General features: G+C 62.9%; 21 protein-coding genes. 18 read left to right on the top strand and 3 right to left on the bottom strand.

Annotation, left to right across the window (positions count from 1 at the left end; translation table 11 throughout):
- The first annotated feature begins 81 nt into the window (after nt 1–81).
- Both ABM562_RS12165 and ABM562_RS12160 read left to right on the top strand, forming a co-directional pair.
- Nucleotides 82–912, top strand: a complete 831-nt coding sequence (locus tag ABM562_RS12165; RefSeq protein WP_134062104.1) for an alpha/beta fold hydrolase — start codon at nt 82–84, stop codon at nt 910–912.
- A gap of 115 nt (nt 913–1027) precedes the next feature.
- Nucleotides 1028–2260 (top strand): NADH:flavin oxidoreductase/NADH oxidase family protein, encoded by a 1233-nt coding sequence (locus ABM562_RS12160; protein WP_115087040.1) that lies wholly within the window; start codon nt 1028–1030, stop codon nt 2258–2260.
- An 89-nt stretch (nt 2261–2349) separates the two neighbouring features.
- Here ABM562_RS12160 and ABM562_RS12155 read toward each other — a convergent pair whose 3' ends face one another.
- The gene (locus ABM562_RS12155) at nt 2350–2880 is read right to left on the bottom strand and encodes a glyoxalase superfamily protein (RefSeq protein ID WP_115087041.1); all 531 of its coding nucleotides are present in this window, start codon (nt 2878–2880) and stop codon (nt 2350–2352) included.
- Between the two features lie 354 nt (nt 2881–3234).
- On the opposite strand from ABM562_RS12155, the gene ABM562_RS12150 reads away from it, so the two are divergent.
- The 14 genes from ABM562_RS12150 (at nt 3235) to ABM562_RS12085 (ending at nt 22558) form a co-directional block, all read left to right on the top strand.
- On the top strand, nt 3235–4209 hold the full coding sequence (locus tag ABM562_RS12150) for a fimbrial protein (RefSeq protein ID WP_460422094.1): 975 nt from the start codon (nt 3235–3237) through the stop codon (nt 4207–4209).
- Between the two features lie 54 nt (nt 4210–4263).
- Nucleotides 4264–7083: an ATP-binding protein gene (locus ABM562_RS12145; protein ID WP_134062108.1), complete on the top strand. Its 2820-nt coding sequence runs from the start codon at nt 4264–4266 to the stop codon at nt 7081–7083.
- Nucleotides 7070–8257 (top strand): response regulator cyclic di-GMP phosphodiesterase PvrR, encoded by a 1188-nt coding sequence (pvrR, locus tag ABM562_RS12140; protein WP_115087044.1) that lies wholly within the window; start codon nt 7070–7072, stop codon nt 8255–8257. Before ABM562_RS12145 ends, pvrR begins: the two co-directional genes overlap by 14 nt.
- Before the next feature lie 85 nt (nt 8258–8342).
- Entirely contained in the window at nt 8343–11561 is a 3219-nt protein-coding gene (locus ABM562_RS12135; RefSeq protein ID WP_460422092.1) for a hybrid sensor histidine kinase/response regulator, read from the top strand.
- Between the two features lie 41 nt (nt 11562–11602).
- Complete coding sequence (locus ABM562_RS12130) at nt 11603–12250, top strand: response regulator (protein ID WP_115087046.1); 648 nt, start codon at nt 11603–11605, stop codon at nt 12248–12250.
- A gap of 130 nt (nt 12251–12380) precedes the next feature.
- Nucleotides 12381–12968, top strand: coding sequence for a fimbrial protein (locus ABM562_RS12125; protein ID WP_115087047.1), 588 nt, complete (start codon nt 12381–12383; stop codon nt 12966–12968).
- Nucleotides 12969–13041: 73 nt separating this feature from the next.
- Nucleotides 13042–13791, top strand: a complete 750-nt coding sequence (locus ABM562_RS12120; protein WP_460422090.1) for a fimbrial biogenesis chaperone — start codon at nt 13042–13044, stop codon at nt 13789–13791.
- 89 nt (nt 13792–13880) lie between these two features.
- The gene (locus tag ABM562_RS12115) at nt 13881–16463 is read left to right on the top strand and encodes a fimbria/pilus outer membrane usher protein (protein WP_460422088.1); all 2583 of its coding nucleotides are present in this window, start codon (nt 13881–13883) and stop codon (nt 16461–16463) included.
- 98 nt (nt 16464–16561) lie between these two features.
- Nucleotides 16562–17269 (top strand): class I SAM-dependent methyltransferase, encoded by a 708-nt coding sequence (locus ABM562_RS12110; protein WP_460422086.1) that lies wholly within the window; start codon nt 16562–16564, stop codon nt 17267–17269.
- Nucleotides 17262–17480 carry a DUF4287 domain-containing protein gene (locus ABM562_RS12105; RefSeq protein WP_346617521.1) on the top strand — a complete coding sequence of 73 codons (219 nt, stop codon included), beginning with the start codon at nt 17262–17264 and terminating at the stop codon, nt 17478–17480. The genes ABM562_RS12110 and ABM562_RS12105 overlap by 8 nt, the downstream gene beginning before the upstream one ends.
- Before the next feature lie 256 nt (nt 17481–17736).
- Nucleotides 17737–18402 (top strand): ABC transporter ATP-binding protein, encoded by a 666-nt coding sequence (locus ABM562_RS12100; protein WP_233673687.1) that lies wholly within the window; start codon nt 17737–17739, stop codon nt 18400–18402.
- Nucleotides 18402–20855 carry an FtsX-like permease family protein gene (locus ABM562_RS12095; protein ID WP_346617522.1) on the top strand — a complete coding sequence of 818 codons (2454 nt, stop codon included), beginning with the start codon at nt 18402–18404 and terminating at the stop codon, nt 20853–20855. The genes ABM562_RS12100 and ABM562_RS12095 overlap by 1 nt, the downstream gene beginning before the upstream one ends.
- Nucleotides 20845–21909, top strand: a complete 1065-nt coding sequence (locus ABM562_RS12090; RefSeq protein ID WP_460422083.1) for a lipocalin-like domain-containing protein — start codon at nt 20845–20847, stop codon at nt 21907–21909. The genes ABM562_RS12095 and ABM562_RS12090 overlap by 11 nt, the downstream gene beginning before the upstream one ends.
- A 256-nt stretch (nt 21910–22165) precedes the next feature.
- The gene (locus ABM562_RS12085; protein WP_115087057.1) at nt 22166–22558 is read left to right on the top strand and encodes a GFA family protein; all 393 of its coding nucleotides are present in this window, start codon (nt 22166–22168) and stop codon (nt 22556–22558) included.
- Here ABM562_RS12085 and ABM562_RS12080 read toward each other — a convergent pair.
- The gene (locus ABM562_RS12080; RefSeq protein WP_460422081.1) at nt 22555–23058 is read right to left on the bottom strand and encodes a GNAT family N-acetyltransferase; all 504 of its coding nucleotides are present in this window, start codon (nt 23056–23058) and stop codon (nt 22555–22557) included. The two genes, ABM562_RS12085 and ABM562_RS12080, sit on opposite strands and share 4 nt — an antisense overlap.
- Nucleotides 23059–23153: 95 nt before the next feature.
- On the opposite strand from ABM562_RS12080, the gene ABM562_RS12075 reads away from it, so the two are divergent.
- Complete coding sequence (locus tag ABM562_RS12075) at nt 23154–24182, top strand: DUF1176 domain-containing protein (RefSeq protein WP_115087059.1); 1029 nt, start codon at nt 23154–23156, stop codon at nt 24180–24182.
- Nucleotide 24183: 1 nt separating this feature from the next.
- Here ABM562_RS12075 and ABM562_RS12070 read toward each other — a convergent pair whose 3' ends face one another.
- Nucleotides 24184–25113: a LysR family transcriptional regulator gene (locus tag ABM562_RS12070; RefSeq protein ID WP_460422079.1), complete on the bottom strand. Its 930-nt coding sequence runs from the start codon at nt 25111–25113 to the stop codon at nt 24184–24186.
- A 140-nt stretch (nt 25114–25253) separates the two neighbouring features.
- Between ABM562_RS12070 and ABM562_RS12065 the strand changes: the two genes are divergently transcribed.
- A complete protein-coding gene (locus tag ABM562_RS12065) occupies nt 25254–26381 on the top strand; it encodes an alkene reductase (protein WP_460422078.1) in 1128 nt (375 codons plus the stop codon).
- Nucleotides 26382–26459: the final 78 nt, after the last annotated feature.

Genomic DNA, 26459 nt, shown 5'->3' with positions numbered 1-26459 from the left:
GCTCGCCTTCAACAGGGCAGTGACCTTAAACCTTACTTTAACCCTAGGACGCAGCAAACACATCACAGAGGAGCAACGAACATGGCATTCGTCACAACCAAAGACGGCGTTGAAATCTTCTATAAGGACTGGGGCCCGCGCGACGCCCAGGTGATTTTCTTCCACCACGGTTGGCCGCTCAGCGGTGACGACTGGGATGCGCAGATGCTGTTCTTCCTGGCCCAGGGTTATCGGGTTATCGCCCATGACCGCCGCGGCCACGGGCGCTCCAGCCAGGTCTGGGATGGCCACGACATGGACCATTACGCCGATGACGTGGCGGCGCTGGTCGATCACCTGGGGGTACGCGGCGCAGTGCATGTCGGACATTCCACCGGCGGCGGCGAGGTGGTGCATTACCTGGCCCGCCACGGCCAGGACCGCGCCAGCAAGGCGGCGATCCTGGCGGCGGTGCCACCGTTGATGGTGCAGACCGCCAGCAACCCCGGCGGCCTGCCCAAGTCGGTGTTCGACGACCTGCAGGCGCAACTGGCGGCCAACCGCGCGCAGTTCTACCACGACATTCCCGCCGGGCCGTTTTACGGCTACAACCGCCCCGGGGCGACACCTTCGCAAGGGGTGATCCTCAACTGGTGGCGCCAGGGCATGATGGGCAGCGCCAAGGCCCACTACGACGGCATCGTCGCCTTCTCGCAGACCGACTTTACCGAGGACTTGAAGCGCCTCACCCTGCCAGTGCTGGTGATGCACGGCGACGATGACCAGATCGTGCCCTATGAAAATTCAGGCCTGCTGTCGGCCAGGCTGCTCAGCAACAGTACCCTGAAAACCTACAAGGGCTACCCCCACGGCATGCCCACCACCCATGCCGATATCATCAACGCCGACCTGCTGGCCTTCATACGCAGCTGATACTGCGGTGCCAGGGCCCTGCCCTGGCACCCTGCTTCACCCCCTGAAAAAGCCTGTTGACATTAAAGTTAACTTTAAGGTTATGGTTTGAACACGATCAAACGAGGCACTCCCCATGAACGTGTTCGACAAGCTGACATTGCCCAACGCAAGCGTGATCCCCAACCGCCTGGCCAAGGCCGCGATGGAAGAGAACATGGCCGACGCCGACCAGGCGCCGTCCGCAGAGTTGCTGCGTTTGTACCAGGCCTGGGCCGACGGTGGCGCGGGCCTGCTGATCAGCGGCAATGTGATGGTCGACAGCCGCGCCATGACCGGCCCGGGCGGTGTGGTGCTCGAAGATGACCGGCAACTGGCCAAGTTCAAGCGCTGGGCCAGCGTCGGCCGTAGCCATGGGGCGCAGTTCTGGCTGCAGATCAACCACCCCGGGCGGCAGATGCCGGCCAACCTCGGTCAACCGACCTGGGCACCTTCGGCGGTGGCGCTGGAAATGGGCAAACTGTCCAAACACTTCAACACGCCCCAGGCGATGACCGAAGCGGTGATCGTCGAGGTCATCCAGCGCTTTGCCCGTACCGCGCAACTGGCCGAACAGGCCGGCTTCACCGGGGTTGAGATTCATGCCGCGCATGGTTACCTGCTGAGCCAGTTCCTCTCGCCGCTGAGCAACAAGCGCAACGACGCCTGGGGCGGCTCGCTGGAAAACCGTGCACGGCTGCTGCTGGAGATCGTCAAGGCGGTGCGCGCCGTGGTGGCGCCGCAGTTTGCCGTGGCGGTCAAGCTCAACTCCGCCGACTTTCAACGCGGCGGCTTCAGTGCCGACGATGCCCGCCAGGTGGTGCAACTGCTCAACGGCCGGGGCGTCGACCTGGTGGAATTGTCCGGTGGCAGTTACGAAGCCCCGGCCATGCAGGGCGAGGCTCGCGACGGACGCACCCTGGCCCGGGAAGCCTACTTCCTGGAGTTCGCCCGCGACGTACAGAAGGTGGCGAGCATGCCGCTGATGGTCACTGGCGGCATCCGTCGCCTGCCGGTGGCCCAGCAGGTGGTCGACAGTGGCGTGGCCATGGTCGGCATCGGCACGGCGCTGGCCATCGACCCCAACCTGCCCCGCGCCTGGCAGCAAGGCAAGGGCACGGCGCCGGCGCTGGCGCCGATCACCTGGAAGAACAAGCCGCTGGCATCGCTGGCCAACATGGCCCTGGTCAAGTTCCAGCTGCGCAAGCTCAGCCAGGGCAAGGCGCCCCGCCCGCAGGTATCGCCGCTGTGGGCGCTGATCGGCCAGCAACTGGGCAATGCGCTGCGCGCCCGCCAGTACCGGCAGTGGATTGCCCAGCGCGTGCGTTGAGCCACTTCGCGCTCAATCGCGGGTCAAGCTCGCTCCTGTAGGAGCGGGCTTGACCCGCGATGAGGCCAGCACAGCTCTATCAGGGTCCATCAGCTCTGGCAGAAGCGAATCCGGTTGCCAAACGGATCATAGACCTCCAGCACCTTGCCCCAGCCCTGCTCGACGATGTCCGGCCGGCCATAGCCGTAGCGCTTGGCCTGCAGTTCGTCGCGCAGTTGCTCGATATTGTGCATGGGCACGAAGATCGTCGCCCCCGGGCTGGCATCGCCGTGATGCTCGGACAGGTGCAACTGCAGGCCATCGCGGTTGATGCCCAGGTACAGCGGCAAATCGGCCTCGAAGCGGTGCTCGAACTCGACGCTGAAACCGAGAAAACCCAGGTAGAACTCGCGGGCCTTGGCTTCGTCGAAACTGCGCAGGATGGGGATGGGCTTGTCGAAGCGGATCGCCGCTGGCGGGGTGTCTGGGGGCAACAGCGCGGCGGCGGTGTTCCAGTCCTTGTAGCCCAGTTGCTGCGCCACCAGTTCCAGCGCAGCAGCGTGTGAAAGCGCTGGGCTATGCGCTTGCAGCGACACGCGCAGGCGCTTGGCCATCTGTTTGGCTTGCTCGTTTGAAATCATCGTTCCTCCTGAAGCCGAGGCCGTGTGGTGCTCGCGTTGCCAAACCTCGACTGCAAGAAAAGCGACAGGGTTCGGGTGCTTCTTTACATGCTTTCACCATGCCCTTGTGGGCGCGAGCGGCAGGCAGCATTGGCCTGGGCGCGATAGTACACAGATGATCGGCGCGCTGTCGATTTCACCCTTGCCCAGCGGTGTGCTGGTGGCGCGTTATGTACGGGGCGGCGAGGTACGCACGGGGTCGTTTGCCTAGTTGCGCCAACAGCGGCGATACACTCTAAGAATCGCCTGATGTTCGCGTCTGGGCATGGACACTAGAGATGCATCGCATCTTCATCACCGTGTACCGTCATCACCATGGATTTTTCAACCTGGCAGCGCGTTTTATTGGGCATCGCTTGTGTAGTCGCATGGGCAGTCGGCCCCGATGCAATGGCTGCCAATTGCACCTTTGTCTATAGTGACAAGTACAACAAAGAGGTCACGCTGAACTTCGGCGCCGGTTTGACCGCTGACAGCTTGACGATCCCCCAGGACGCCCCCATTGGCACTATCGTTTATCAGCAAAGCCTTAACTCAGCAGAGCATGTCTTCACGTGTGCGGCAGCAACACGATACGGATTCGCCATAAACCCTGCCCTGGGTGTACCGGTAGACAGTACTTACCCCCTGGGCAAGAGCGGGCTTTCATTTCGCGTGGGCACCCCCAACCCGAACATCCCCTACATGCCACCGCTGTTTAGCTTGGGCGCAGGGATCTATACAACCAACGGCGGTAACTACACGCTCGAAGTGTTCAAATCCGGCGATTTGTCAGCGACCAACGAAATTCCCGCCGGTTTTCTGGGCAACCTGCAAGTTACTGACCTGGTGTTCATCAAGTTCAACCTGCTCAAGCCCATTCACCTGAATACCGCCTCCTGCCAAACACCCTCGGTGCCGGTATCGATGGGTGACGACTACCGCCTGCAGGAATTCGAAAAAAGTGGCGATACCCCGCGGGTGATCAAGTTCAACATTGCCCTGAACCAGTGCCAGCGCGGCATCAAGAAAGTGACGTACCAACTCAAGGCCACCACTCGGGTCATCGATGCAAAAAACGGTGTCGTGGCACTGAATGGCGAATCCACGGCCAAGGGCATCGGCTTGCAGTTGATGAACGATTCAGGACAACCCATTGCCCTGGACACCTCGTATCCGTTCAATGGCTTCGACCCCTTGGGTACCGACTTCAAGATCCCCTTGGCCGCCGCCTACTACCGCCTGGCCGAAGACCACCTTGAAGCAGGCAGCGCCAACACTGCCGTGACCTTCATCATGAGCTACCTGTAGTCAATTAAGGATCGTCTTATATCGCCGGCACCCCCGCGTGCCTAAAGTGCCGGCATGAGATTGAAGACGTACCTGCATCAGATCAACCCGATCCTTTCCACCCCCCATGCGGCGCGACGCTTGTTGCGCATTTTCGCTGTGGTGTTGCTGATCGGCATTCTGGGCGGGGTGTACAACTTTTTGTTGTTCACCTTCACCAATGAAGTGTCGCAGCGTCGCGGCTACATGAGCAGCGCGATCGCCGAGGCCCATACGTTTTTCACCACCCGCCAGGCCCTGCTCGAGAGCCTCAGCCTGTCGGCCACGCGTAAATCCCGAAGCGTGCCACCGATGTCCGATGAAGAAATCCACCTGCTGCTGGGCACCACGCCCGGCAAGCAGTGGCGCATCGGGCTGACCCAGCGCATGCGCGACAACTTGAAAGCCAAGCAGGTCAATCTGATTTACGTCAGCAGCGGCACCGACGCACAGGTAAAACGCCTGTACACCGCGACGCCGATGCCGAGAACCTTTCCTCAGGCGATGCTCAAAAGCCTGGAAACCTTGAAGCGCGAAAACAACTCACCCCACGAAGAGCTTTGGCTGACTCATCAATCGGCCAAGCATGCACAGCTGTACATTTTCATCCGTCTGGACGAACGTGACGTGGACTCCGGCTGGCTGGGCCTGGAAATGGATGGCCGTAAAGTCTCCAGCGCCTTGAACGACCAGAGCGCCGGCGAGTTCATGATGTTCAACGCCCAGGGCATGCTGTTGTTTACCAATAGCCACAGCGCACACTTGAGCCAGAACCTGTTGCAACTGCAGCGCGAGAACTTCTTCGGGCTGGTTGGCGAACGCTGGCTGCCCGATCACCTGGTGATTCGCAAACAACTCAAGTCATCCGACTGGCAACTGGTGTATTCCATCAGTCTGCAGGCGCTGCTCGCCGCGCTGGTATCGCAACTGTTGGGCGCCCTGCTGTTCTGCCTGCTGAGTATCAGCCTGGTGTGGCTGCTGATCCGGCGCCTGGAGCATCGTTTCATCACCCCGACCATCCACCGGATCCAGGCCGTGGTCGAAAGCGAGCTGTTCAGCCGCGACGTGATCCAGACCGCCCCTGTGGCGCTGTGCGTACTGCGCCGCGCCGATGGCCAGGTGGTGCTGGAAAACACTCTGTCCCAACAGTGGCTGGGCCAGGGCGGTGAGCGCGAGCAGTTGTGCCCCGGCTGGATTTGCCAGGCCTTTGCTGGCACGTCGGCGACCTTCACCGACTATTTTGAAACCGCCGATGGCCGCCACCTGTACTTGAGCAGCTCGCCCACCCGCTACAAGGGCGAGGACGTGCTGTTGTGCGCCTTCAGCGACATCAGCGCCCGTACCCAGATCGAAGAGGCGCTGCAACAGGCGCGGCAACTGGCCGATGCCGCCAACGAAGCCAAGACGTTGTTCCTGGCAACCATGAGCCACGAAATCCGCACCCCGCTGTACGGTGTGCTGGGCACCCTGGAACTGCTCGCGCGTACGCCACTGGACGTCCAGCAGCGCGACTATCTGCGGGCGATCGAAGGCTCCTCGGCAACCTTGTTGCAGTTGATCTGCGATGTGCTGGACGTGTCGAAAATCGAAGCGGGCCAGTTGGTGCTGGAGTCGAGCGAGTTCTGCCCGCTGGGGCTGGTACAGGAAGTCATCCAGAGCTATGCCGCCGCCGCCCGCAGCAAAGGCTTGCAGCTGTATGCCTGCCTGGACCCGCAGTTGCCGGAGCGGGTTATCGGCGATGCCACGAGAATCCGCCAGATCCTCAACAACCTGCTGAACAACGCCGTAAAGTTCACCGACGCCGGACGGGTGGTCCTGCGGGTCAGGCTGCTGTGCCGCGAAGGCGAGCGCGCTACCTTGCAATGGCAAGTCTCGGACACCGGCAAAGGGATCAGCCAGGACGATCAGGCGTTGATTTTCGATCCGTTCTACCAGATCGATGGCAACACCAATGTGGTGGCGGGTACGGGGCTTGGTCTGCCCATCTGCCAGCGCCTGACCCATTTGATGAACGGCAGTATCCGCATGGTCAGCGAACTGGGGCTGGGCAGCAGTTTTTCCCTGACCCTGCCACTGGAGCAACCCTCGGGCAATACCCTGCCAAGCACCATGCCCAGCCTGCTGCCGGAGATCGTCCATGTGGTTTCACCGATCCGCGAACTGGCCGAGGTCGTCAGTGGCTGGTTGCGTCGCTGGGGCGCCCGTCCGCAAATCGGTCGCCCGCCCAGCGCCGACCTTGCCACGCAAAGTGTCCTGATCGAACTGCACGCCAGCGCTTTCGAGCAGCGCCTGGAGCCTCATTGGCTCGGCCCGCTGGTGCTGGCCTGCGGCGATGGCAGCAACGAACCGCAGATCATGTCCGGCGCCTGGAAGGTCAACCTCAACGACTTGCCGGCCATTCACCAGGCCGTCAGCCTGGCCCAAGGGCTGTGGGTGGCAAGCCCCCGGGAGGCGTTCGATCCGTTCGACCTCAAGCAGCTGAACCTGCACATCCTGGTCGCCGAAGACAACGTGATCAATCAACTGATCCTGCGCGATCAACTGGAAGAGCTCGGCTGCACCGTGGAGCTGGCCGCCAATGGCAACGAGGCCTTGTCGCTCTGGGACAACGGAAAATTCGACGCGGTCCTCAGCGACGTCAACATGCCTGGGCTCAATGGTTACGAGCTGGCTCGGGAGCTGCGTCGCCTGGGCTGCACGGCGCCCATCATCGGTGCCACCGCCAACGCCCTGCGCGGTGAAGCGGCCTTGTGCCTGGCGGCGGGTATGAACCACTGCCTGGTCAAGCCTTTCACGCTCAGAGCCCTGTTCAATTACCTGGCGCCTTATGAAAGAACTCCCCATGAAGCCCTGTAGCATTCTGATTGTCGAAGACCACCCCTTCCAGCACCTGTACCTGCAACACCTGTTCAGCGAACTGGGTGATTTCCATCTGGAGGTGGCATGCGATGGCGCCGAAGCGCTCGCGCGCTTGAAGCGACGTCAGTTCGACCTGGTCCTCACCGACCTGCTGATGCCCGGCATGGATGGCGTGCAGTTCATCCAGGGCCTGGCAGCCCTGCGCTGCAGGCCAGCCCTGGCAATCATGAGTGCAACCTCGCGGCGTATGCTGATGGCGGCCAGCCTGGTGGCGCGCAACCTGGGAGTGAAGGTCATCGGCCTGATCTCGAAACCGGTCAAGGCCGCCGCCCTGCGCAGCCTGACCGATCAACTCATGGGCTTGCGCAATGCCGCGCAGCCCGAGCCCACCCCGGGCTTCGAGCGCCAGGCGATCCTCGATGCCCTCGACAACGGTCAGCTGCAGGCCTGGTTTCAACCCAAGAAGGCCCTGGCCAATGGTCGCATCGTCGCCGCCGAGGCACTGGTGCGCTGGATGCACCCCGAGTACGGGGTGCTGTTGCCGGGCATGTTCCTCACCGCGCTCAAGCTTTACGGCCTGGAAGAACCCCTGTTGTGGCACGTGCTGGGCCAGGCGATCAAGGCCCAGGCGCAGTGGCGTGAGCAGGGCTATGACATTCCGGTGTCCATCAACCTGCCCACCCACCTGCTCAACAGCCATGACCTGGCCGATCGCATTCTGGCGTTTGTTCACGATCAGCAAGGGGTACCGGGGAAAATCTGCTTCGAGCTGATGGAGTGCTCGGTACCGCAGGACATCAGCAATTTCTACGCCGGCGCCTGCCGGCTGCGGATCATGGGGTTCGGCCTGTCGCAAGATGATTTCGGCAAGGGCTACAGCTCCTACATGAACCTGGTGTCGACGCCTTTTACCGAGCTGAAGATCGATCGGGCGCTGGTCCAGGGCTGCAACGAGAACGAAGAGCTGGCCCAGGCGTTGACCAGCATTGTCGCACTGGGCCGGCAATTGGGGCTGACCGTCGTGGCCGAAGGTGTAGAAACCGCGCAGGAACTTGCTCTGTTGCGTAAAATCGACTGCACTCAGGTCCAGGGTTTCCTGATTTCCCAAGCCGTGTCTTCGAGTCAGTTCCAGCAGTTGTTGACCCATGACGGTCCGGCAAGCGCGTATTGACCCGCAGGCATGTGCGTTTGAACGTCTCTTGCTTCGAGGTCTCCGTGCACAACCGCTTTGCGCTCACCTACCGGGTGGCCCCGCGATGAATCATCCCAACGCTTTCTTCGAGAAGCTGGCCAACAGCTCGCTGCGCCTGAACAGAGGCCTGACCGTGCTGTGCACCACCGTACTGCTGTTGATGGGCATCAGCTATTGGGGGGTGCAGCGCACGCTCGAAGAACAGCACGACACGGTGCGGTTCCACTTTGCCCGGGTGCTGGAAAACCTGCGCGAGCAGGAAGCCTTTCTCGACACGGTGTCTGCGCAGAGTGCCAAAGGTGAGCTGCTGGACTCACTGGTCTCACCCATATCGCTGCAAAAGGCACTGCCCGATGAGGGCCCTGACATCTATCAGGGGCAACAGTTTTCGTTCTCGTTGCCGTTCAGCGTGAAGATCAACCCGGACAGTGTTGCACCGAGCCAACAGGCGAAAGTCTTTACCCTCGGGGCGCACCTGGCCGATTACTACAGCGCCTTCTGGTCTGCCTCGCACTTTCAGTCACCACAGGTGTTCCTGTTCAACGTTCCGGACAACTTCGACATTGCCGTGCCCGCCGCCGGACGCTTGCGCGACGCAGGTCAGATACAGGGTGGCGAGTTCGTCGCAGTGATGAAGCAGGTGCTGCAGCGGCTGCACGACAACAATCCCAAGCCGCTGGACAACCAGGTTCACTGGGTGCAGTACAACGAAGCATCCGATAACGTTGCCATCCCGTCCGTGCTCGGCTACGTCAATCTCGACCTGTCCTCGACTCATCTGAACATCCAGGGTGCCAGCCCCTGGGTGGTAGTCGCGTCTCTGCTGAACCTGTCCCAGGTCAACGACGTCGAGCGGATCATGCAGTGGACGATCTACGACCATTTCACCCTGATCGCCCCCTCCGGCGAAGCGCTGATCGGTGCGGTGAAGCCTGAACTGCACCTGCATGAAGGGCTGAACTTCAACAGTGACGGGCTGGTGTTCAAGGTATCCAGCACCCAGGGGCAACCCTGGACGGGGATCTACGTCATCAGTATCAATAGTTTCCTCAATTACGCCCGTTGGCCGTTGCTTGGCCTGTTGCTGGCGCTGCTGGCGGCGCTGGGCGGCGGCTGGGCCTTCAACCGCTGGTACAAACGCCGGGTGGTGCTGCCGGCCCACCAGGCCCATGAGAGCATCGCCGAAAGCGAGGCGTTCAGCCGCACGGTCATCGACACCGCGCCGACCGGCCTGTGCGTGGTCCGCCGCAGCGATCATCAGGTGTTGATGGAGAACCCGCGCGCCCAGCAATGGCAGGACAGTGCCAAGCTGATCAACGCCCTCAACCGCCAGCACGACCTTACCCGCTCCGGGCAGACCGACCTTGAGGTCGACGGCCGTCACCTGCACGTCGATTTCATTTCCACCCGCTATCACGGCCAGGATGTCTGGCTGTGCGCCATCCATGATGTCACCCGCCGGGTCGAGGACGCCGTGGCGCTGGAACAGGCACGCAAAGCCGCCGACTCGGCCAACGAAGCCAAGACCCGGTTCCTGGCGACCATGAGCCACGAGATCCGCACGCCGCTGTACGGCGTGCTGGGCACCCTCGAATTGCTGGGGCTGACGGCGCTTGAGCCGCGTCAGCAGCAGTACCTGGACACCATCCAGCGTTCCTCGGCAACCTTGTTCCAGTTGATCAGCGATGTACTGGACGTGTCGAAGATCGAGTCCGGGCAAATGACCCTGGAAGCCCAGGACTTCTGCCCCCTGGAACTGACCGAAGACACCGTGCGCACCTACAGCGCCTCCGCCCAGGCCAAGGGGTTGCAGCTCTATGCCTGCATTGACGCCACACTCCCTGACCGGGTGCGCGGCGATCCGCTGCGCATCCGGCAAATCCTCAATAACCTCTTGAGCAACGCGATCAAGTTCACCGATCACGGCCGGGTGGTGCTGCGCCTGCGGGTACTGCAACGCAGTGGCGAGGAAGCCAGCCTGCAGTGGCAGGTCAGCGACTCGGGCATCGGTATTTCCCAGGCCCAGCAGGCGCAGTTGTTCGATCCGTTCTACCAGGTGCGCGACGCCTCCAGTGAAGCCGGTGCAGGGTTGGGCCTGGCAATTTGCTGGTGGCTGTGTGAATTGATGGCCGGCCAGCTCAAGGTCGTCAGCGAACCTGGCCTGGGCAGCAGTTTTTCCCTGCAACTGGCACTTGAGTGCCGACCGGGCGAGCTGGCCGATTGCCCGGCGTTCGAGCCGGGCGCTGCGCCGGTTTGCGTGCGTGCTCCGACCCAGGAGCTGGCGCAGCACCTGTGCACCTGGCTCAATCGCCTGGGCGCACAAGCCTGGCCCGCAGGTGCCGAGATGAAACCGGCAGCGGCCTCGACACTGTTGGTGGATATGTTGCCGCTGGGCAACGAAACGCCCTGGCCCGGAGCGCGGATTATCGCCGCCGCAGGCGCCCGTAACCCGCCGCAGCATTCGGCCCAAGGCTGGGAAGTCGATGCCCACGATGTGCGCGCTATCGCCTGGGCGGTCTACCTGGCGCAGCAAGGGGGCAACCCCCAACACCAGGCACCGGTGCCGCACCAGGCCCTGGCCCTGAACCTGCGGGTACTGGTGGCTGAAGACAATCCGATCAACCAGGCGATCATCAAGGAACAACTGGAAGCGCTGGGTTGTACCGTAACGGTTGCCGACAATGGTGAACAGGCGCTGGCCCAATGGCTGCCCGGGCGGTTCGACCTGGTCCTGACCGACGTCAACATGCCAATCACCAATGGCTACGAACTGGCCTCGGCCTTGCGCCAACGGGATACTCAGGTGCCCATTATCGGCGTCACTGCCAATGCCCTGCGCGAGGAAGGTGAACGCTGCGCGGCCGTGGGCATGAATGCCTGGCTGGTCAAGCCGCTGAACCTGCAGACCTTGCGCACGCAATTGCTCAAGCACTGCAGAGCGAACCAGTCGGCGCATGCCATCGGCGCCACCCTCCCCCCGCTCCCGCAAGCGCCTGCAACACCGCTGCAGTTGTCAGCGAAGATGCGGGCGCTGTTTGTCAGTACCCTGCAACAGGACATGCAGGACACCCGCACCGCGCTTGAGCGTGGCGATGCCGACGGCGTGGCGCAGAAACTTCACAGCATCGCCGGGTCATTGGCCGTGGTGCAGGCCCTTGCCCTGGCGCAGACCTGCGCCGAGCTCGAGTGCCGGCTGACCGGGCTGACCATCACCCCGGCCCTGGCGCAGGAGGTGCTTGACGTCCTTGAAGCGCTGGGCGCTGTGCTGCTCGCCGTCGAATGACTACCCCCCACTTTTTCAGCAAACCTTACGGACGACCGGTCATGAAAAAACTAAACGTTGTCATCGCTGACGATCACCCTATCGTGTTGCTCGGCGTACGCGAACTGGTAGAGCGCGATGTGCATTTCAGCGTGGTCGGCGAAGCCGTCAGCTCCGTCGGCCTGATCGAGCTGCTGGAACAGCAGCCGGTCGACCTGGTGATCACCGACTTCAACATGCCCGCCGACTCCCCCTACGGCGATGGCCTGAAGCTCGTGGGGTATTTACAGCGACACTTCCCGAACGTGCAGGTCCTGGTGCTGACCATGATCTCCAACCCGTTGATCCTGACCCGGCTCCATGAGCTGGGTGTACTCGGGGTTATCCAGAAGAGCCAGTTGCACAACGAAATTGAAATCGCGCTCAAGGCCGTCGCCAGCGGCAAGCCGTTTCACAGCGCCGGGGCCGCCCCCACGTCGGTGGTGGAGTCCAGCACCGCCCTGGACGAACGCTTTGCCCGGCTGTCGCCCAAGGAACATGAAATATTGCGCCTATTTGTCGCCGGGCTGAGTGTCAATGAAATTGCCCGCAGCCAGAATAGAAGCGCCAAGACGATCAGTGCGCAGAAGGTTGCGGCCATGCGCAAACTGGAAGTTGCCAGTGACCAGGACTTATTGGCGTACTGCCTGGAGCGCAAACTGTTCAATTAACCGGCGTTATCGAGCCTGCCGAAACCAGCCGTTAGTGCTTATAAGGATCGTCTGATTCTTTCTTCCGATTGGCCTCCGTATTGTGTAACTGCACTTTCATGCAGCACTTAAAACACCTATGGAAATCAGAATGAAGAAGTTCACCCTGGCCTTTATGACCCTCTCGATCCTCGCCGCCACTGGTCACGCGCTCGCCGCCGACCCCGTGCCGACCAAAGCCGGTTCCGGCACCATCAACTTCACTGGCAAAATCAACAACGACGCCTGCTCTGTTGAAAGCTCGGACATGAGCAAGACTATTTCCGTGCCCATGGGTGAAGTGTCGATCAAAGACATGGGCACCGCCGCCGCGCCGATTGGCAGCGGCAAGCTGAGCGCGGAAAACTTCGACATGAAGATCAACTGCAACAAGGGCACCAAAGTGTCGATGATCTTCCAACCGAAAAAAGCCGACGGTTCTGGCCTGGTCGAAGGCACCAAAGTACTGAGACTGATTGATGGTCTGGGCGCGGCGAAAAACGTCGGTATTGCCCTGCTCGACGCCAATGGCGCGCTGATCGACCTGACTTCCGACGCCACCGCCCGCGTCGAGAACACCCTGCAGGATGGCAACACCACCCTGAAATTCTCCGCTGCCTACGTCACCACCGGGGCCCTGGACACTGTCGTTGCCGGTCGCGGTGACGCCACCCTGCCATTCGTTCTGCAATACGAATAACTCCAGAGCAGGCTCTGACCCGGAGCGGGGCAGCTCGCCCCGCTTTTTTCTTGGCAATGACGCGGTAAATATCATGTTGGTTCGTCAACCCCTTTCCTTCTGCCTGGGCATCCTCGGCATGCTCGCGGTTGCCCAGGCCTCGGCCGGCATCTCTTTGAGCGGCACTCGCCTGGTCTTTGATGGCAAGCACAAAGAGGCCGGCATCACCGTGCGCAACACCGGTGATGACGTGCTGATCCAGTCTTGGGTCGACAGCGATGGCCCTGACTCGACGCCAGTGCCGTTCGCGGTTACGCCGCCCCTGGCGCGGGTTACCGGCAACGAGCAGCAGTTGTTGCGGGTGATCTATGAAGGCACCGGCATGCCGTCGGATAAAGAGTCTGTGGTCTGGCTCAACGTCCAGGAAATCCCCCAGGCGGCAAAAACCGAAAACACCTTGCAGCTCGCGGTTCGCCAGCGCATCAAAGTGTTCTTTCGCCCATCAGGCCTGACCGCCAACGCCTATCTGGCCCCCACAGAACTGCAATGGCAATTGCGCGAGCGCGCAGGGAAAACCGTCCTGGGGATTGATAACCCCGGCCTCTACCACGTGTCCATGGGGGATATAAAACTGCAATCCGGCCAATCAACGGAAATCGTCGTTGATTCCATGATGATCGCCCCGGGTGAACACAAAGAGTTAGCGGTAAAGCAATTCAACGCAGCCGGCACGGCAAACTTGTCATTCACCAGTATTAACGATTATGGCGCCCAAGAGCATTACACCACGCAACTTGTCAATGCCACGGCAACAAAGGCCAGCCTGACGAAAGCGTCACCTTGAGCCACCGGTTTGACTATTCATCGTACTTCCACCGCACTTTACTTCGCTCCGCACCGTTACTCGTATCGGGGGTGATATAGGTTATTTGCATGTCTTTACTCACTGGCAGCAAACACGATCATGGCGTAAACCAGCCAAAGCGACCGGCAACGCCCCCCACCCTATTACACCCGTCGACCCTTTGCCCCCTGCTCATCGCCATCGTCTCATGCCTGCCCACGACAGCGGGCGCAGCCACCCCCGCAGCCAGCGATATTGAGCAGGAACAGTTCAACACCTCGTTCCTCCAGGGCGCCCAGTCGTCGGTGGACCTGCAATTGCTACTCTCGGCCAACAGCGTGCTACCGGGTAACTACCGGGTCGACCTTTACAGCAACGAAGTACTGGTTGGCCGTCGTGATATTGAATTCCGGCGCACACCCAGCACCGGCAAAGTCGAGGCCTGCCTGACCCTGGACCTGCTCCGGCAACTGGGCATCGACATGAAAAAGCTGGAAGCCACGAACAAGCTCACCCCGGCTGAGCCAGAGGCCTGCTACGACCTGTCCGCGCTGATCGACAAAGCCACCCAGCGCTATGACGTCAGCCGGCTGCGCTTGATGGTGAGCGTGCCGCAAGTCGCCATGCAACGCGGCATGCGCGGGTATGTCGACCCGGCGCTGTGGGATGACGGCGTATCGGCGGCGTTCATCAATTACCAGTTGAGCAGCAACCGCAACAGTACGGACACCGCCACCACGCTGTCCAACAACCTGGGCCTGCGCAACGGTATCAACCTGGGCGCCTGGCGACTGCGTAACGAGTCGAACTTCAGCAGCAGTACCGATCAGCCCAACAGGTTCAAGAGCAACCGCAGCTACGTTCAGCATGATGTGACCGCGTTGAAGGGGCAATTCAGTGCCGGCGATATCTTCTCCGACGCCGACCTGTTCGACAGCGTGCGCTATCGCGGCCTGAAACTGGCCTCGGACGAAGGCATGCGCGCCGACAGCGAGCGCGGCTACGCGCCGATCATCCGCGGCGTGGCGCAAACCAGCGCCACGGTCGAGATCCGCCAGAACAACTACATCCTCTACACCGCCAACGTACCGCCGGGCCCGTTTGAAATCAGTGATATCTATCCCAGCGGCTCGAACGGTGACCTGCAAGTGACCATCATCGAGGCCGATGGCAGTCGTCGGGTTAGCGTGCAGGCGTTCTCCAGCTTGCCGATCATGGTTCGTGAAGGCCAGCTGAAGTACAGCGTCTCGGCGGGCAAGTACAACAGCAACAGCGAGGGCCTGGCGTCGCCGAAATTTGTCAGCAGTACCCTGGCCTATGGCATCAGCAGCAACCTGAGTGGCATCGTCGGCGTCCAGGCCAGCGACAACTTCCAGGCGCTGGCACTCGGTGCCGGGCGCAACACTGCCATTGGCGCGGTCTCGGTCGACCTGACCCACTCCTCCAGCCGTACCCCGGGCCAGTCGGTCCGGGGCAATAGCCTGCGGGCGCTGTACGCGAAAACCTTCACTGGCACCGACACCAGCTTCACCCTGGCCGCCTACCGTTACTCGACCGAGGGCTACCGGACCCTGACCAACCATGTCGAAGAGCTCGATACCGATAGCCCCAAGCGTACCGGCAACTCGAAAACCCGTACCGACCTCACCATCAACCAGAGCCTCGGCCGCAACCAGCAATATGGCAGCGTCTACCTCAATGCCAGCGATCAGCGCTATTGGGGCCGGGGCGGTTCCCAGAGCCTGTCCGCCGGTTACAGCAACTATTGGGGTGAGCTGAGCTACAACCTTGGCGCCACCTACAGCAAAGACGTCGGTGATTACGGCCCCTCGAACAATGACACCCTGGTCAACCTGTCCGTGTCCTTCCCGCTGGGCTCCAAGCCCCGGGCGCCGCGCGCCTTCGTCTCGGCCAGCACCCAGAAGAACAGCGACAGCACGCAAGTTGGCATCAACGGCTACCTGTCGCAAGACAGCGACACTTACTACTCGCTGCAAGGCGGCAACAGCAGCACTGGCGGCAGCTCGGCTTCAGCCAACATCACCACCCGCACCAGCGTTGCCGATATCGGTGTCGGCTACAGCCAGGGACGTGGCTACAACTCGCAAAACCTCAACCTGGCCGGTTCCGTCGTCGCCCATGCCGGCGGCATCAACCTTGGCCAGACGGTGGGTGAAACCTTCGCCCTGGCTGAAGTTCCCGGTGTTGCAGGGGTCAAGATCGGCAGTTACAGCGGCGCGCAAACCGGCGCCAACGGCTTTACCGTGGTGCCGAACGCGCAACCCTATCGGGTCAACTGGATCAGCCTGGATACCCGCGACCTGGGCGCCGACATCGAGATGGACAACGCCACCCGGCAAGTGGTGCCAAGGCGCGGTGCCGTGGTGCTGGCCCGCTACGCCAGCAAGAGCGGCAGACGGGTGCAATTCGAGCTGTTCGATGCTCAGCACCAGCGCATCCCGTTCGGCGCCTCGGTTGAAGACCAAGCTGGCAAACAGCTGGCAATCTCTGACCCTGGCGGCAACGCCCTGGCCCTGGTCGAAAAGGATTCGGCCACGCTCCTGATCAAATGGAATGACCAGCAATGCACGACGTCCTACGCGCTCCCCGAGCGCAACCCGGCACTGAACTACGAGCGCGTGCCGCTGGTGTGTCAACCGGCGTTGCCTTGATCACGGGGCAAGCCTGCTGCGCTTACTGACGCAAATGTTCGTCGAAGGTCCTCCATAGTTGTCCTATCCTTGTGGGCAACTCCACCCCGGACAGCGCCATGGCCACCCCCGATGCCGAACTTCTGCAGAGCTGGCAACACAATGCCCGCGCCTGGATAGAGGCCGTCCGTAGCGGCGCCATCGAAAGCCGCCTCAAGGTCACCGACCAGGCAATTCTGCTGGCCGTGCTCTGCCGCCAGCCCGAGCGCGTGCTCGACCTGGGCTGCGGCGAAGGTTGGCTGTTGCGGGCGCTGGCCGAACGGGGCATCGAGGCCGTGGGGGTGGATGGCGACCCGACGCTGGTCGAGGCCGCACGAGCGGCAGGCAATTCATCGGTGCATCTGGCCAGCTACCAGGCATTGGCAGACGCAAAGGTGGATATCGGCAGCAACTACCATGTGATCTGCGCCAATTTCGCCCTGCTGCACCAGGACATCATCCCCCTGCTCGCCGCCATGAACGCCCTGCTCGCCCCTGGCGGTGCCCTGGTGATCCAGACCCTGCACCCGTGGACGGCAGCCGCAGAGGTCTACCAGGATGGCTGGCGCAAGGAGGACTTCGCCGGTTTCCAGGGCCAGTGGCAACCCATGCCCTGGTACCTGCGCACCCTGTCCAGCTGGTTCAATGCGCTGGACATGGCGGGTTTCAAATGGGTCGGTTTGCAAGAGCCGCAACATCCGCAAAGCGCCGTGCCGCAGTCATTGTTGTTGGTGGCTGAGGCGACAATGCCAGTCAATTCGCTTGAAAGGAGCCTGGATCATGAGTGAGGAGCAAAAAGTAAAAGGACCCGCCTCGTACTTCCCTTCGATCGAGAAGAAGTACGGGCAACCCATAAGCCACTGGCTGACGCTGCTCGGCTCAGTCAGCGCCAGGAAGCATATGGAGATGGTGGCCTGGCTCAAGGCCGAACACGGCATGGGCCATGGCCATGCCAATGCGCTGGTTGCGCACTTTCTGGCAGCCGCTAGAAAGGGCTGAAGGTTGGCTGCCGCGCCCCCCGGTCAATGCTTGCTGAAAGCGCTTTTCGCGCATTGACCGGGAGGCGACAAGCCATCGCTAGAAGAGGTCAATCAACCGGTCGGCACAACGTTGGGCGTCATGACCGATGTGCCGCACTCTTACTGTCGATCCTTGGCCGCCCCGGATCGGCGGCGAAAGCTAAACTGTGGGTTGCGGATCTGCGCAACAACCGCAGCCCCGCACCAGATGGGCCTTCGCAAGGAACCCCCAGCCAATGCTGGTCATCGAGCAACTGTACAAGTCCTTCAGCACCGCCCAAGGCCCGCTAGCGGTTTTGCAGGGCGTCGACTTGCAGTTGGCCCAGGGCGGCAGCCTGGCGTTGATGGGCGAGTCCGGCAGCGGCAAAAGCACCCTGCTGCACCTGGTCGCCGGCCTCGATCGCGCCGACCGCGGGCGCATCCTGATCGATGGCCAGGCCCTCGACGGTCATTCGGAGTCAGCCTTGTCACGCTGGCGCCGGCAAGGCATCGGCCTGGTGTTCCAGCAGTACAACCTGATCAACAGCCTCGACGTGGCGGCCAATCTTGCCTTTCAGGCCAGGTTGGCGGCGCGGCTTGACCGCCAGTGGCTGGATTACCTGACAACCCGCCTGGGCCTCGCCAGCCTGTTGCCGCGTTACCCGGAGCAGTTGTCCGGCGGCCAGCAGCAGCGGGTCGCCATTGGCCGGGCGCTGGCCGCCCGCCCGGCGCTGGTGCTGGCCGACGAACCCACCGGCAGCCTCGACGAGGCCACCAGCGATGAAGTACTGGCGCTGATGCTGCAGCTGGTCGGCGAGGCCGGCAGCAGCCTGCTGATGGTGACCCACAGCCCGCGCCTGGCTGCGCGTCTTGAGCAGCGCTGCGTCCTGCGCGCCGGGCGTGTGCAGGTCGAGGCGCGCTGATGAGCCCGCTGCTGATTGCCTTGCAGGCGCTGCTCAGCCACTGGCGGCGCCATCGCTTGCAGTTTTTCAGCATCTTTACCGGCTTGTGGCTGGCCACCGCGCTATGGACCGGGGTACAGGCGCTCAACAGTCAGGCCCGGGCCGACTACGCCCGCGCCAGCGCGGTGTTGACCGGCCCCGCGCAAGCGCAGCTGGTGGCCCGCAGCGGTGAACGCTTCGAGCAATCGCTGTATCTGCAACTGCGCAAGCTCGGTTGGCAGGTATCGCCGGTGCTGGAAGGCCGCTTGCGCTTTGCCGGGGAGCAGCCGCTGACGGTACGCTTGATCGGTATCGAGCCGCTGAGCCTGCCACCGGCAATGACCGTCGCCGGCACCCCGTTGCAAGGGTTCGACTTGCAGGCATTCATTGGCACGCCCGGGCAAGCCTGGATTGGCCCCGATACCCTGCGGCAACTGGCTGTGGATGCTGCCGGGCAAGCGACCAGCAGTGACGGCCAGAGATTGCCGCCGTTGGTTGTGCAGCCACAGTTGGCACCGGGCGTGATTGTCGTGGATATCGGCCATGCACAAGCGTTGCTGCACGCTTCGGGGCAACTGTCGCGATTACTGTCGAGCGATGAGGCCAGGCCCTTGCCGGCAGAGATCGCCGAGCGCCTGACCCTGCAAGCGCCCAGCGACGACGGCGACCTGCAGCGCCTGACCGACAGCTTTCACCTCAACCTCACCGCCCTCGGCCTGCTGGCCTTCGTCGTCGGGCTATTCATTGCCCACGCCGCCATCGGCCTGGCCCTCGAACAGCGCCGTGGCCTGATTCGCAACCTGCGCGCCTGCGGCATCAGCTTGAAAACCCTGTTGCTCGGCCTGGCGCTGGAGCTAGGCGTTTTCGCCGTACTCGGCGGCCTGGCCGGGGTCGCCAGCGGGTATGGGCTCGCCGCCTTGTTGCTGCCTGATGTCGCCGCCAGCTTGCGTGGCCTGTACGGCGCGCAGGTTGCCGGGCAACTGAGCCTGCCGGCCTGGTGGTGGCTGGCAGGGATCGTGGTGAGCGTGCTTGGCGCCTTGCTAGCCGGCGCCAGCAGCGTGCTGCGCGCCGCCCGTTTGCCGCTGCTGGCCCTGGCCCAGCCGCAGGCCTGGCGCCTGGCTCAAGGGCCCTGGTTGCACCGTCAGGCACTGGTAGCGGCACTTTTGCTGGTGGTCGCGCTGGGTTGCTGGCAATGGGGCAACAGCCTGACCAGCGCCTTGATCCTGCTTGCGGCGCTGTTGTTGGCGGCAGCGTTGCTGCTGCCCGCCCTGCTCGACGGCACACTGGCCTGGCTGGCACGTGTGTGCCACGGCCCGCTGAAGGAATGGTTTATCGCCGACAGCCGCCAGCAGCTTCCCGCGCTGAGCCTGGCGTTGATGGCGCTGTTGTTGGCCTTGGCCGCCAGCGTCGGCGTGGGCAGCATGACCGAGGGTTTTCGCAAGACCTTCAGCGGTTGGCTCGACCAGCGCCTTTCAGCCGATCTTTACCTCACCCCGCAGGACACGACACAAGCCCTGCAAATCAGCGACTGGCTCGCCCGGCAACCGGCCGTCACTACACTGTTGCCCAGCTGGCGTGCAGAAATACGCTTGCAACAGTGGCCGGTGCAGGTCCAGGGCATCATCGATCACCCCGCCTACCCCGCGCGCTGGCCATTGCTGGAACAAAGCCCGCAGGCCTGGGCGCAACTGGCCAGCGGGCGGGCAGTTATGCTCAGTGAACAACTGGCCCGGCGCCTGAACTTGCACCTGGGCGACAAACTACAGTTAGCCAATCAAGCCATGACCGTCGTAGGCCTCTATGCCGACTATGGCAACCCCAAGGGCCACCTGCTGGTCAATGCCGACTGGCTGCGCGGGCACCTGGCGCAGGCGAAGCTGAGCAATATCAGCCTGAACCTTGCGCCCGATCGCGTTGCGGCGCTGAGGGCCGACTTGCAACAACGCTTCGCCCTGGACGACAGCCGCGTGGTCGAGCAAGCCACCTTGAAGCGCTGGTCCAGCGAGATCTTCAGCCGCACCTTCGCCGCCACCACGGCGCTCAACAGCCTGACCCTGGGGGTGGCGGGCATCGCCTTGTTCATCAGCCTGCTGACCTTGAGCCAGAGCCGCCTGGGCCAGTTGGCACCGCTCTGGGCGTTGGGCGTGCGGCGAACGCAACTGGTGTGGTTGTCGCTGGGACAGACCCTGATGCTGAGCAGCCTGACCGTGCTGTTGGCAATCCCCCTGGGGCTGTTGCTGGCCTGGTGCCTGGTGGCGGTGGTGAATGTCCAGGCCTTCGGCTGGCGCCTGCCGCTGCATGTATTTGCCGCGCAACTGCTGCAGCTGGCGGTGCTCGGCCTGTTGACCAGCCTGCTGGCCAGCGCCTGGCCGCTGTGGCAACTGGCGCGACGCCAGCCCAGCGAGCTGTTGAGGCAATTTGCCGATGAAATTTAACGTCTGCGTGTTGATCGGCCTGTTGCTGCTGGGCGGATGTGACCCGCCTGCGCCAGTGCCCAAAAGTTTTGCCGGGTTGGATCAGGACGCTGCGGCCTTCAAGCAGGTGACGCGCAATCATCCGCTGGTGTTCCCCCTCGACCACGCTGCCCACAATGGCTTTCGCATCGAGTGGTGGTACGTCACCGCCAACCTCAGGGATCGCCAGGGGCGTGACTGGGGCGCGCAGTGGACGCTGTTCCGCTCGGCCCTGCGAGCGGGCCCGGAAACTAGCGACTGGGACAGCCCGAACCTGTGGATGGGCCATGCGGCACTGACCGGCCCCGGCGGCCACCAGGTCAGCGAAAGCCTGGCTCGGGGCGGTATAGGCCAGGCGGGGGTCGAAGCCCAGCCATTCCGGGCCTGGATCAACGATTGGTCACTGCAAGGCAGCGACGACATCAGCCACTTGCAGATGACCGCAAGCGGCAAGGGCTTTGCCTACCGCCTGAACCTGGTCAGCCCCGGCCCGCTGGTGCTGCATGGCGCCCGGGGCTACAGCGAAAAATCCGGCAAGGGCCAGGCGTCGTACTATTACAGCCAGCCGTTCTACCAGGTCAGCGGCGAGGTGGAACGCGACGGCCAACGCCTGACGGTCACCGGCAACGCCTGGCTCGACCGCGAGTGGAGCAGCCAGCCCCTGGCGGCCGGGCAGTCGGGTTGGGACTGGTTTTCCCTGCACCTGGACAGCGGCGCCAAACTGATGCTGTTTCGCGTGCGCGAGACCCAAGGCACACCTTACCGCGCAGGTACCTGGATCAGTGCCGAGGGTAGCGCCCAGGCACTGCAGGGTGAGCAGATCCAGCTGCAGGAGCTGGCCTGGAGCAAGCAGGAAAACGGCCGCGAGGTGCCTACCCGCTGGCGCGTGCAGGTGCCGGCGCATGACGTGGATGTGCAGGTCGATGCACTGGAGCCGAACGCATGGATGTCTACGCGCTTTCCGTACTGGGAAGGGCCGGTGCGCTTTAATGGAAGTGTGAGCGGCAAGGGCTACCTGGAGATGACCGGCTACTGACTTTGCAGGAGCGGGCTTGCCCCGCGACAGCATTGTGTCAGCCACATCGCATCGCGGGGCAAGCCCGCTCCCACTCTGGCCCTGCATGCACCCAACCCTGTGGGAGCCGGACTTGCCGGCGATCGAGCGCGTAGCGGTCGTAGTTCGGCCAGCAGCTGATGTGCTGGCCGTACCGGCCTCATCGCTGGTAAGGCCCGCGCCCACCAAGGGCAGTTTCTCCCACACCATGCCACGAACACACAACAGGAGACGCACCATGGACCACTTCACCGGCGGTTGCCTGTGCGGCAACGTGCGATTTGCAGCCTCGGGACGTCCCTATCGGGTCGGCCTTTGTCACTGCCTGGACTGCCGCAAACACCACGGCGCGCTGTTTCATGCTTCGGCGATCTTCCCCGAGGATGCGCTCAGCATCGAAGGCGAAACCCGTGACTACGCCGGGCGCTATTTTTGCCCCCGTTGCGGCTCGTCGGTGTTCGCCCGCTCAGGCGATGAAGTCGAAGTGAACCTCGGCTCGCTGGATGCCCCGGACCTGCTCACGCCCACCTACGAAAGCTGGACCCTGCGCCGCGAGTCCTGGCTGCCGCCCTTCCCGCTCAGCAGGCACTATGAACGGGATCGCGACCCTTCAGGGCGCTTCGAGGATTAAGCGCTCATCTGTCGCTGCATCCCCTGCGACATCAGGCTGGAACCCTCGCGCAGTGGCTCCGGCGCGCCGACCGGCTGGAAGCCATGGGCCTGGTACAAGCGCATCGCCGGGCTATCGGCGAGGGTCACGCCCAGGCCAACCCGGCGCACCGCAACGCTGGTAGCCCAGTCCAATGCCGCCTTGAGCAAGGCACCGCCAGCGCCCAGGCCGCGCGCAGCCGGGTCGACCCACATCTGATAGATGTCAGCCACACCCGGCTCGGCGGCGGACAATTTGCACCAGACCAGCCCGCATACCACGTCGCCATTAACCGCGAAAAACGCCCGGTCGTTGCCGCTGGCATGGGCCGCCGCAATCCGCGCCGCCCAGTTTTCATCGGTTCGTTGCGACTCTGCTGCGAAGGTGCTGCCAAACGCATCCGGCGAATCCTGCAATGCCTGCAGGCGCAGGTCGCGGTAGGTTGGCCATTCATGGGGTGAAACGGGACGGATGGAGATCACAAGGCTTCCTGCGCTGATTGCCCCTAAACAGCTGCCAGACTACCACCAAGGTGCGATCATGCCGCCCTTCATCGACACCGCAGGATCAACCCACGATGTTTTCAGCAAGATGGACCTGGCTGGCCCTTACCCTGTTACCCGCCCTGACCCAGGCCGCAACACCGGAACCGGTGCCACTGACCCGGGTGTTCCAGGACTGGCGCGTGGCCTGCGACAACACCCGCCGCTGCACCGCCGTATCGGGCAGCACCGACAATCCGGGGATGGGCCTGTACATCGTTCGCGAAGCCGGTGCCAAGGGCAGCACCCGGCTCAGCGCGATCAGCTACGACGACGTCGCCCTGCGTTACGAATTTCACCTCGATGGCCGCCCCACCGAACCCTGGAAATACGGCTCGAAGGGCCGTGAGTACTATTACCTGGAAAACGACGCCGCCGTTGAGAAGCTGCGCGAGCTGCGCAACAGCGACACCCTGAGTTCCAACAGCAACTTTGGCGAACGCCGGGTATCGCTGCAGGGCTTGAGTGCCGCCTTGTTGCTGATGGATTCGGTGCAAGGCCGCATCGGCCACCCCAGTGCCTTCGTGCGCCCTGGCTACCAGGCGGACAGCCGGGTGCCGCCGGCCCCGGCCATTCCCAAGCTGCCACGCTTCACCCTGGCGCCGGCCTTGAGCGAGGCCGAGCAACAGGCGATCGGCGACTACATGATTGCCCTGAGCAAAGACGAGTTGAGCGCCGCGCCTCATCAAAACTGGCAGGCCCAGGCCGAGGTTTACTCTCTGGACCCGACCCACGCCCTGGTGCGCCTGCGTTACGGCTGCGCCGAGGACGGCTGCAACCACAGCCTCTACCGCGTCTCGCGCACGGCGCCTTACCAGGCGACGCCGCTGGAGCTCAAAGCGGCCCCCGAGGCTGATGTTGCCCCTGAACTGTACGGGCAGATCAGCTTCAACCCGGTCAGCGGCCAGTTGAAGATTTTCCGCGAGATGGGCAAGGACTGCGGCGATAGCTCGATCTGGCAATACGACGGTACGGCCATGCAGCTCAAGGACCGCCGGACCATGTGGCGCTGCGACAGCATCAACGAGGACTATTGGCCGGTGACCTGGCGCGCCAAGGGTTGACTCAAGCGCCCAGGTCATCCCAGTACGGCGGCGTGCCGATGGCGTCGAGAAAGTAGTCCCACACCCGCCGCACCTTCTGCGAGCGCAGGCGGTTTTCCGGTGACAGCAGGTGGATCCGGCTCGGCGTCGCCTCCACGGCGCCTTCCCAGTCGGGCAACAGTTGCACCAGGGCCTTGCTGGTAAAGCTGTGCTTGCTGAACAGCCAGGACGGAAAGAACACGATACCCCGTCCGGCCAGGGCCGCCTCGACCAGCACCTGGGCGTTGTTGCTGCGCAGCGGCCCGTGCACGTCGACCACTTCAACGGTATCGCTGCCCGGGCGGCGCAAGTGCCAGCGCTGCGCCCCGCCGGTGCCTTTGTAGACCAGGCAGCAGTGCTGGCGCAGGTCCTGCGCGGACGTCGGCTGGCCATATCTGTGCAGGTAATCGGGACTTGCGCACAACACATACCGCTGGGTGCAGATCTGCCGCCCGATCAGCCCCGAATCCTCCAGGTGGCCAACGCGGAAGGTGATGTCGGCGCCCTCCTGCACCGGGTCGATATAGGCATCGGTGGCCGTCAGTTCCACGGTCAGCTCCGGGTACTGCTCATGCAAGCCATTGAGCAGCCGGACGATGTGCAAATGGGCGAAGGCCACCGGCGCGTTGATCCGCACCAGGCCGCGAATGTCGCCGGTCTTGCCGCTGATCGATTCGTCGGCGGCATCCAGCAGCTCCAGCACTTCGCGAATCTGCAGGTAATAGCGCTCGCCGGCGTCAGTCAGCTTGACCGCACGGGTGTTGCGGTACAGCAACTGCTGCCCGACCTCGCGCTCGAGCGCGGCGATGAAGCGCGACACCGATGAGGCCGGCACCTGAAAGTGCCGGGCGGTGGCGGAGAAGCTGCCGGTTACCGCCACCATGGCGAAGAAGCGGTGGGCTTTGAGGTGCATGGGCGGCTCCTGCGACGGGAAATCCGCCCAGTATAGGGGCATAAATTGCTGTAGCAGCAATAGTGTTTTGCCATTTGCCTTGATTGTGGCTGTTTTCGCAAGACCCTAGGATGGCGCCATTCCACCGAGAGGCCCCACTCATGAATGACCTGTTTGCCCCTTATGACCTCGGCTCGCTGCAACTGAGCAACCGTTTCGTCATGGCGCCGATGACTCGCTCACGCGCCCCCGAAGACATCGCCACCGAACAGATCGCCCTGCATTACACCCAACGCGGCACCGCCGGTTTGATCGTCTCCGAAGGCACGCCAATTTCCCGCGAAGGCCAGGGTTACCTGTTCAACCCGGGCATTTTCACCGAGCAGCAAGTCCAGGGCTGGAAGCTGGTGACCGACTCGGTGCACAGCGTCGGCGGCAAGATCTTTGCCCAGCTGTGGCATGTCGGCCGGGTGTCGCACACCTCGATCCAGCGCGATGGCCAGGCCCCGGTCAGCGCCACCAGCAAGGTCGCCCAGGGCGCGATTGCCTTCGGCTACACCGACAGCGGCGAGCCCGGCTTTGTCTCGACTTCGACACCGCGCCCGCTGAACACTGAAGAAGTCGGCCGGGTAGTCGAAGACTTCGCCCAGGCCGCCGCCAACGCCATTGCCGCAGGCTTCGACGGCGTGGAAATCCACGGCGCCAACGGTTACTTGATCGAGCAGTTCCTCAACCCGCTGGTCAACGACCGCAGCGACCGTTACGCCGCAGACACCCTGGAAAACCGCCTGCGCTTCGTTTTTGAAGTGGTCGATGCCGTCGTCAGGCGCATCGGCGCCGACAAGGTCGGCATCCGCATCTCGCCGTACGGCCAGCTGTTCGACATGCCGATCTACGCGCAAATCGACGAGACCTACTCGGCCCTCTGCGCCGGCATGGGTCAACGCTGCATCGCCTATGTGCATGTGATGGACCAGACCCACTTCTTCCTCGCCAGCGAAGGCGCGGTGGCCCAGGAGCAGGCACTGCGTGAGCTGCTGGCGCAGTGCAAGGCGCAACTGGGCCAGACCGCGCTGATCCTGGCCGGGGACATGACCGTGGAGCGTGCCCAGGACCTGGTGGACGCAGGCTTGATCGACCTGGCGGGCTTTGGCCAGCCGTTCATCGCCAACCCCGACCTGGTTGCCCGTCTGAAAAACGGCTGGCCGTTGACCGCGCCGGATCGCGACACCTACTACGGTGGCGGCGCCAAAGGTTACCTGGACTACGCCCCGTACGTCCCGGCCTGAACCGCGAACAGCCCCGCCCTCGTCATGCGTGGCATTATTTGCGCAAACCTCTGTCCCCTTTTGTTCGCTCGCTTGTCA

The organism is Pseudomonas sp. ZL2 (assembly GCF_054788455.1).
Note: the sequence above shows the minus strand (reverse complement) of the source record. Positions and strands in the feature narration are given on the sequence as shown.

What these genes read in the sequence shown, in the direction of transcription:
- ABM562_RS12165 (WP_134062104.1), top strand. Translation starts at nt 82, where the DNA reads ATGGCATTCGTCACAACCAAAGACGGCGTTGAAATCTTCTATAAGGAC.
- ABM562_RS12160 (WP_115087040.1), top strand. Translation starts at nt 1,028, where the DNA reads ATGAACGTGTTCGACAAGCTGACATTGCCCAACGCAAGCGTGATCCCC.
- ABM562_RS12155 (WP_115087041.1), bottom strand. Translation starts at nt 2,880, where the DNA reads ATGATTTCAAACGAGCAAGCCAAACAGATGGCCAAGCGCCTGCGCGTG.
- ABM562_RS12150 (WP_460422094.1), top strand. Translation starts at nt 3,235, where the DNA reads ATGGATTTTTCAACCTGGCAGCGCGTTTTATTGGGCATCGCTTGTGTA.
- ABM562_RS12145 (WP_134062108.1), top strand. Translation starts at nt 4,264, where the DNA reads ATGAGATTGAAGACGTACCTGCATCAGATCAACCCGATCCTTTCCACC.
- pvrR (WP_115087044.1), top strand. Translation starts at nt 7,070, where the DNA reads ATGAAGCCCTGTAGCATTCTGATTGTCGAAGACCACCCCTTCCAGCAC.
- ABM562_RS12135 (WP_460422092.1), top strand. Translation starts at nt 8,343, where the DNA reads ATGAATCATCCCAACGCTTTCTTCGAGAAGCTGGCCAACAGCTCGCTG.
- ABM562_RS12130 (WP_115087046.1), top strand. Translation starts at nt 11,603, where the DNA reads ATGAAAAAACTAAACGTTGTCATCGCTGACGATCACCCTATCGTGTTG.
- ABM562_RS12125 (WP_115087047.1), top strand. Translation starts at nt 12,381, where the DNA reads ATGAAGAAGTTCACCCTGGCCTTTATGACCCTCTCGATCCTCGCCGCC.
- ABM562_RS12120 (WP_460422090.1), top strand. Translation starts at nt 13,042, where the DNA reads ATGTTGGTTCGTCAACCCCTTTCCTTCTGCCTGGGCATCCTCGGCATG.
- ABM562_RS12115 (WP_460422088.1), top strand. Translation starts at nt 13,881, where the DNA reads ATGTCTTTACTCACTGGCAGCAAACACGATCATGGCGTAAACCAGCCA.
- ABM562_RS12110 (WP_460422086.1), top strand. Translation starts at nt 16,562, where the DNA reads ATGGCCACCCCCGATGCCGAACTTCTGCAGAGCTGGCAACACAATGCC.
- ABM562_RS12105 (WP_346617521.1), top strand. Translation starts at nt 17,262, where the DNA reads ATGAGTGAGGAGCAAAAAGTAAAAGGACCCGCCTCGTACTTCCCTTCG.
- ABM562_RS12100 (WP_233673687.1), top strand. Translation starts at nt 17,737, where the DNA reads ATGCTGGTCATCGAGCAACTGTACAAGTCCTTCAGCACCGCCCAAGGC.
- ABM562_RS12095 (WP_346617522.1), top strand. Translation starts at nt 18,402, where the DNA reads ATGAGCCCGCTGCTGATTGCCTTGCAGGCGCTGCTCAGCCACTGGCGG.
- ABM562_RS12090 (WP_460422083.1), top strand. Translation starts at nt 20,845, where the DNA reads ATGAAATTTAACGTCTGCGTGTTGATCGGCCTGTTGCTGCTGGGCGGA.
- ABM562_RS12085 (WP_115087057.1), top strand. Translation starts at nt 22,166, where the DNA reads ATGGACCACTTCACCGGCGGTTGCCTGTGCGGCAACGTGCGATTTGCA.
- ABM562_RS12075 (WP_115087059.1), top strand. Translation starts at nt 23,154, where the DNA reads ATGTTTTCAGCAAGATGGACCTGGCTGGCCCTTACCCTGTTACCCGCC.
- ABM562_RS12070 (WP_460422079.1), bottom strand. Translation starts at nt 25,113, where the DNA reads ATGCACCTCAAAGCCCACCGCTTCTTCGCCATGGTGGCGGTAACCGGC.
- ABM562_RS12065 (WP_460422078.1), top strand. Translation starts at nt 25,254, where the DNA reads ATGAATGACCTGTTTGCCCCTTATGACCTCGGCTCGCTGCAACTGAGC.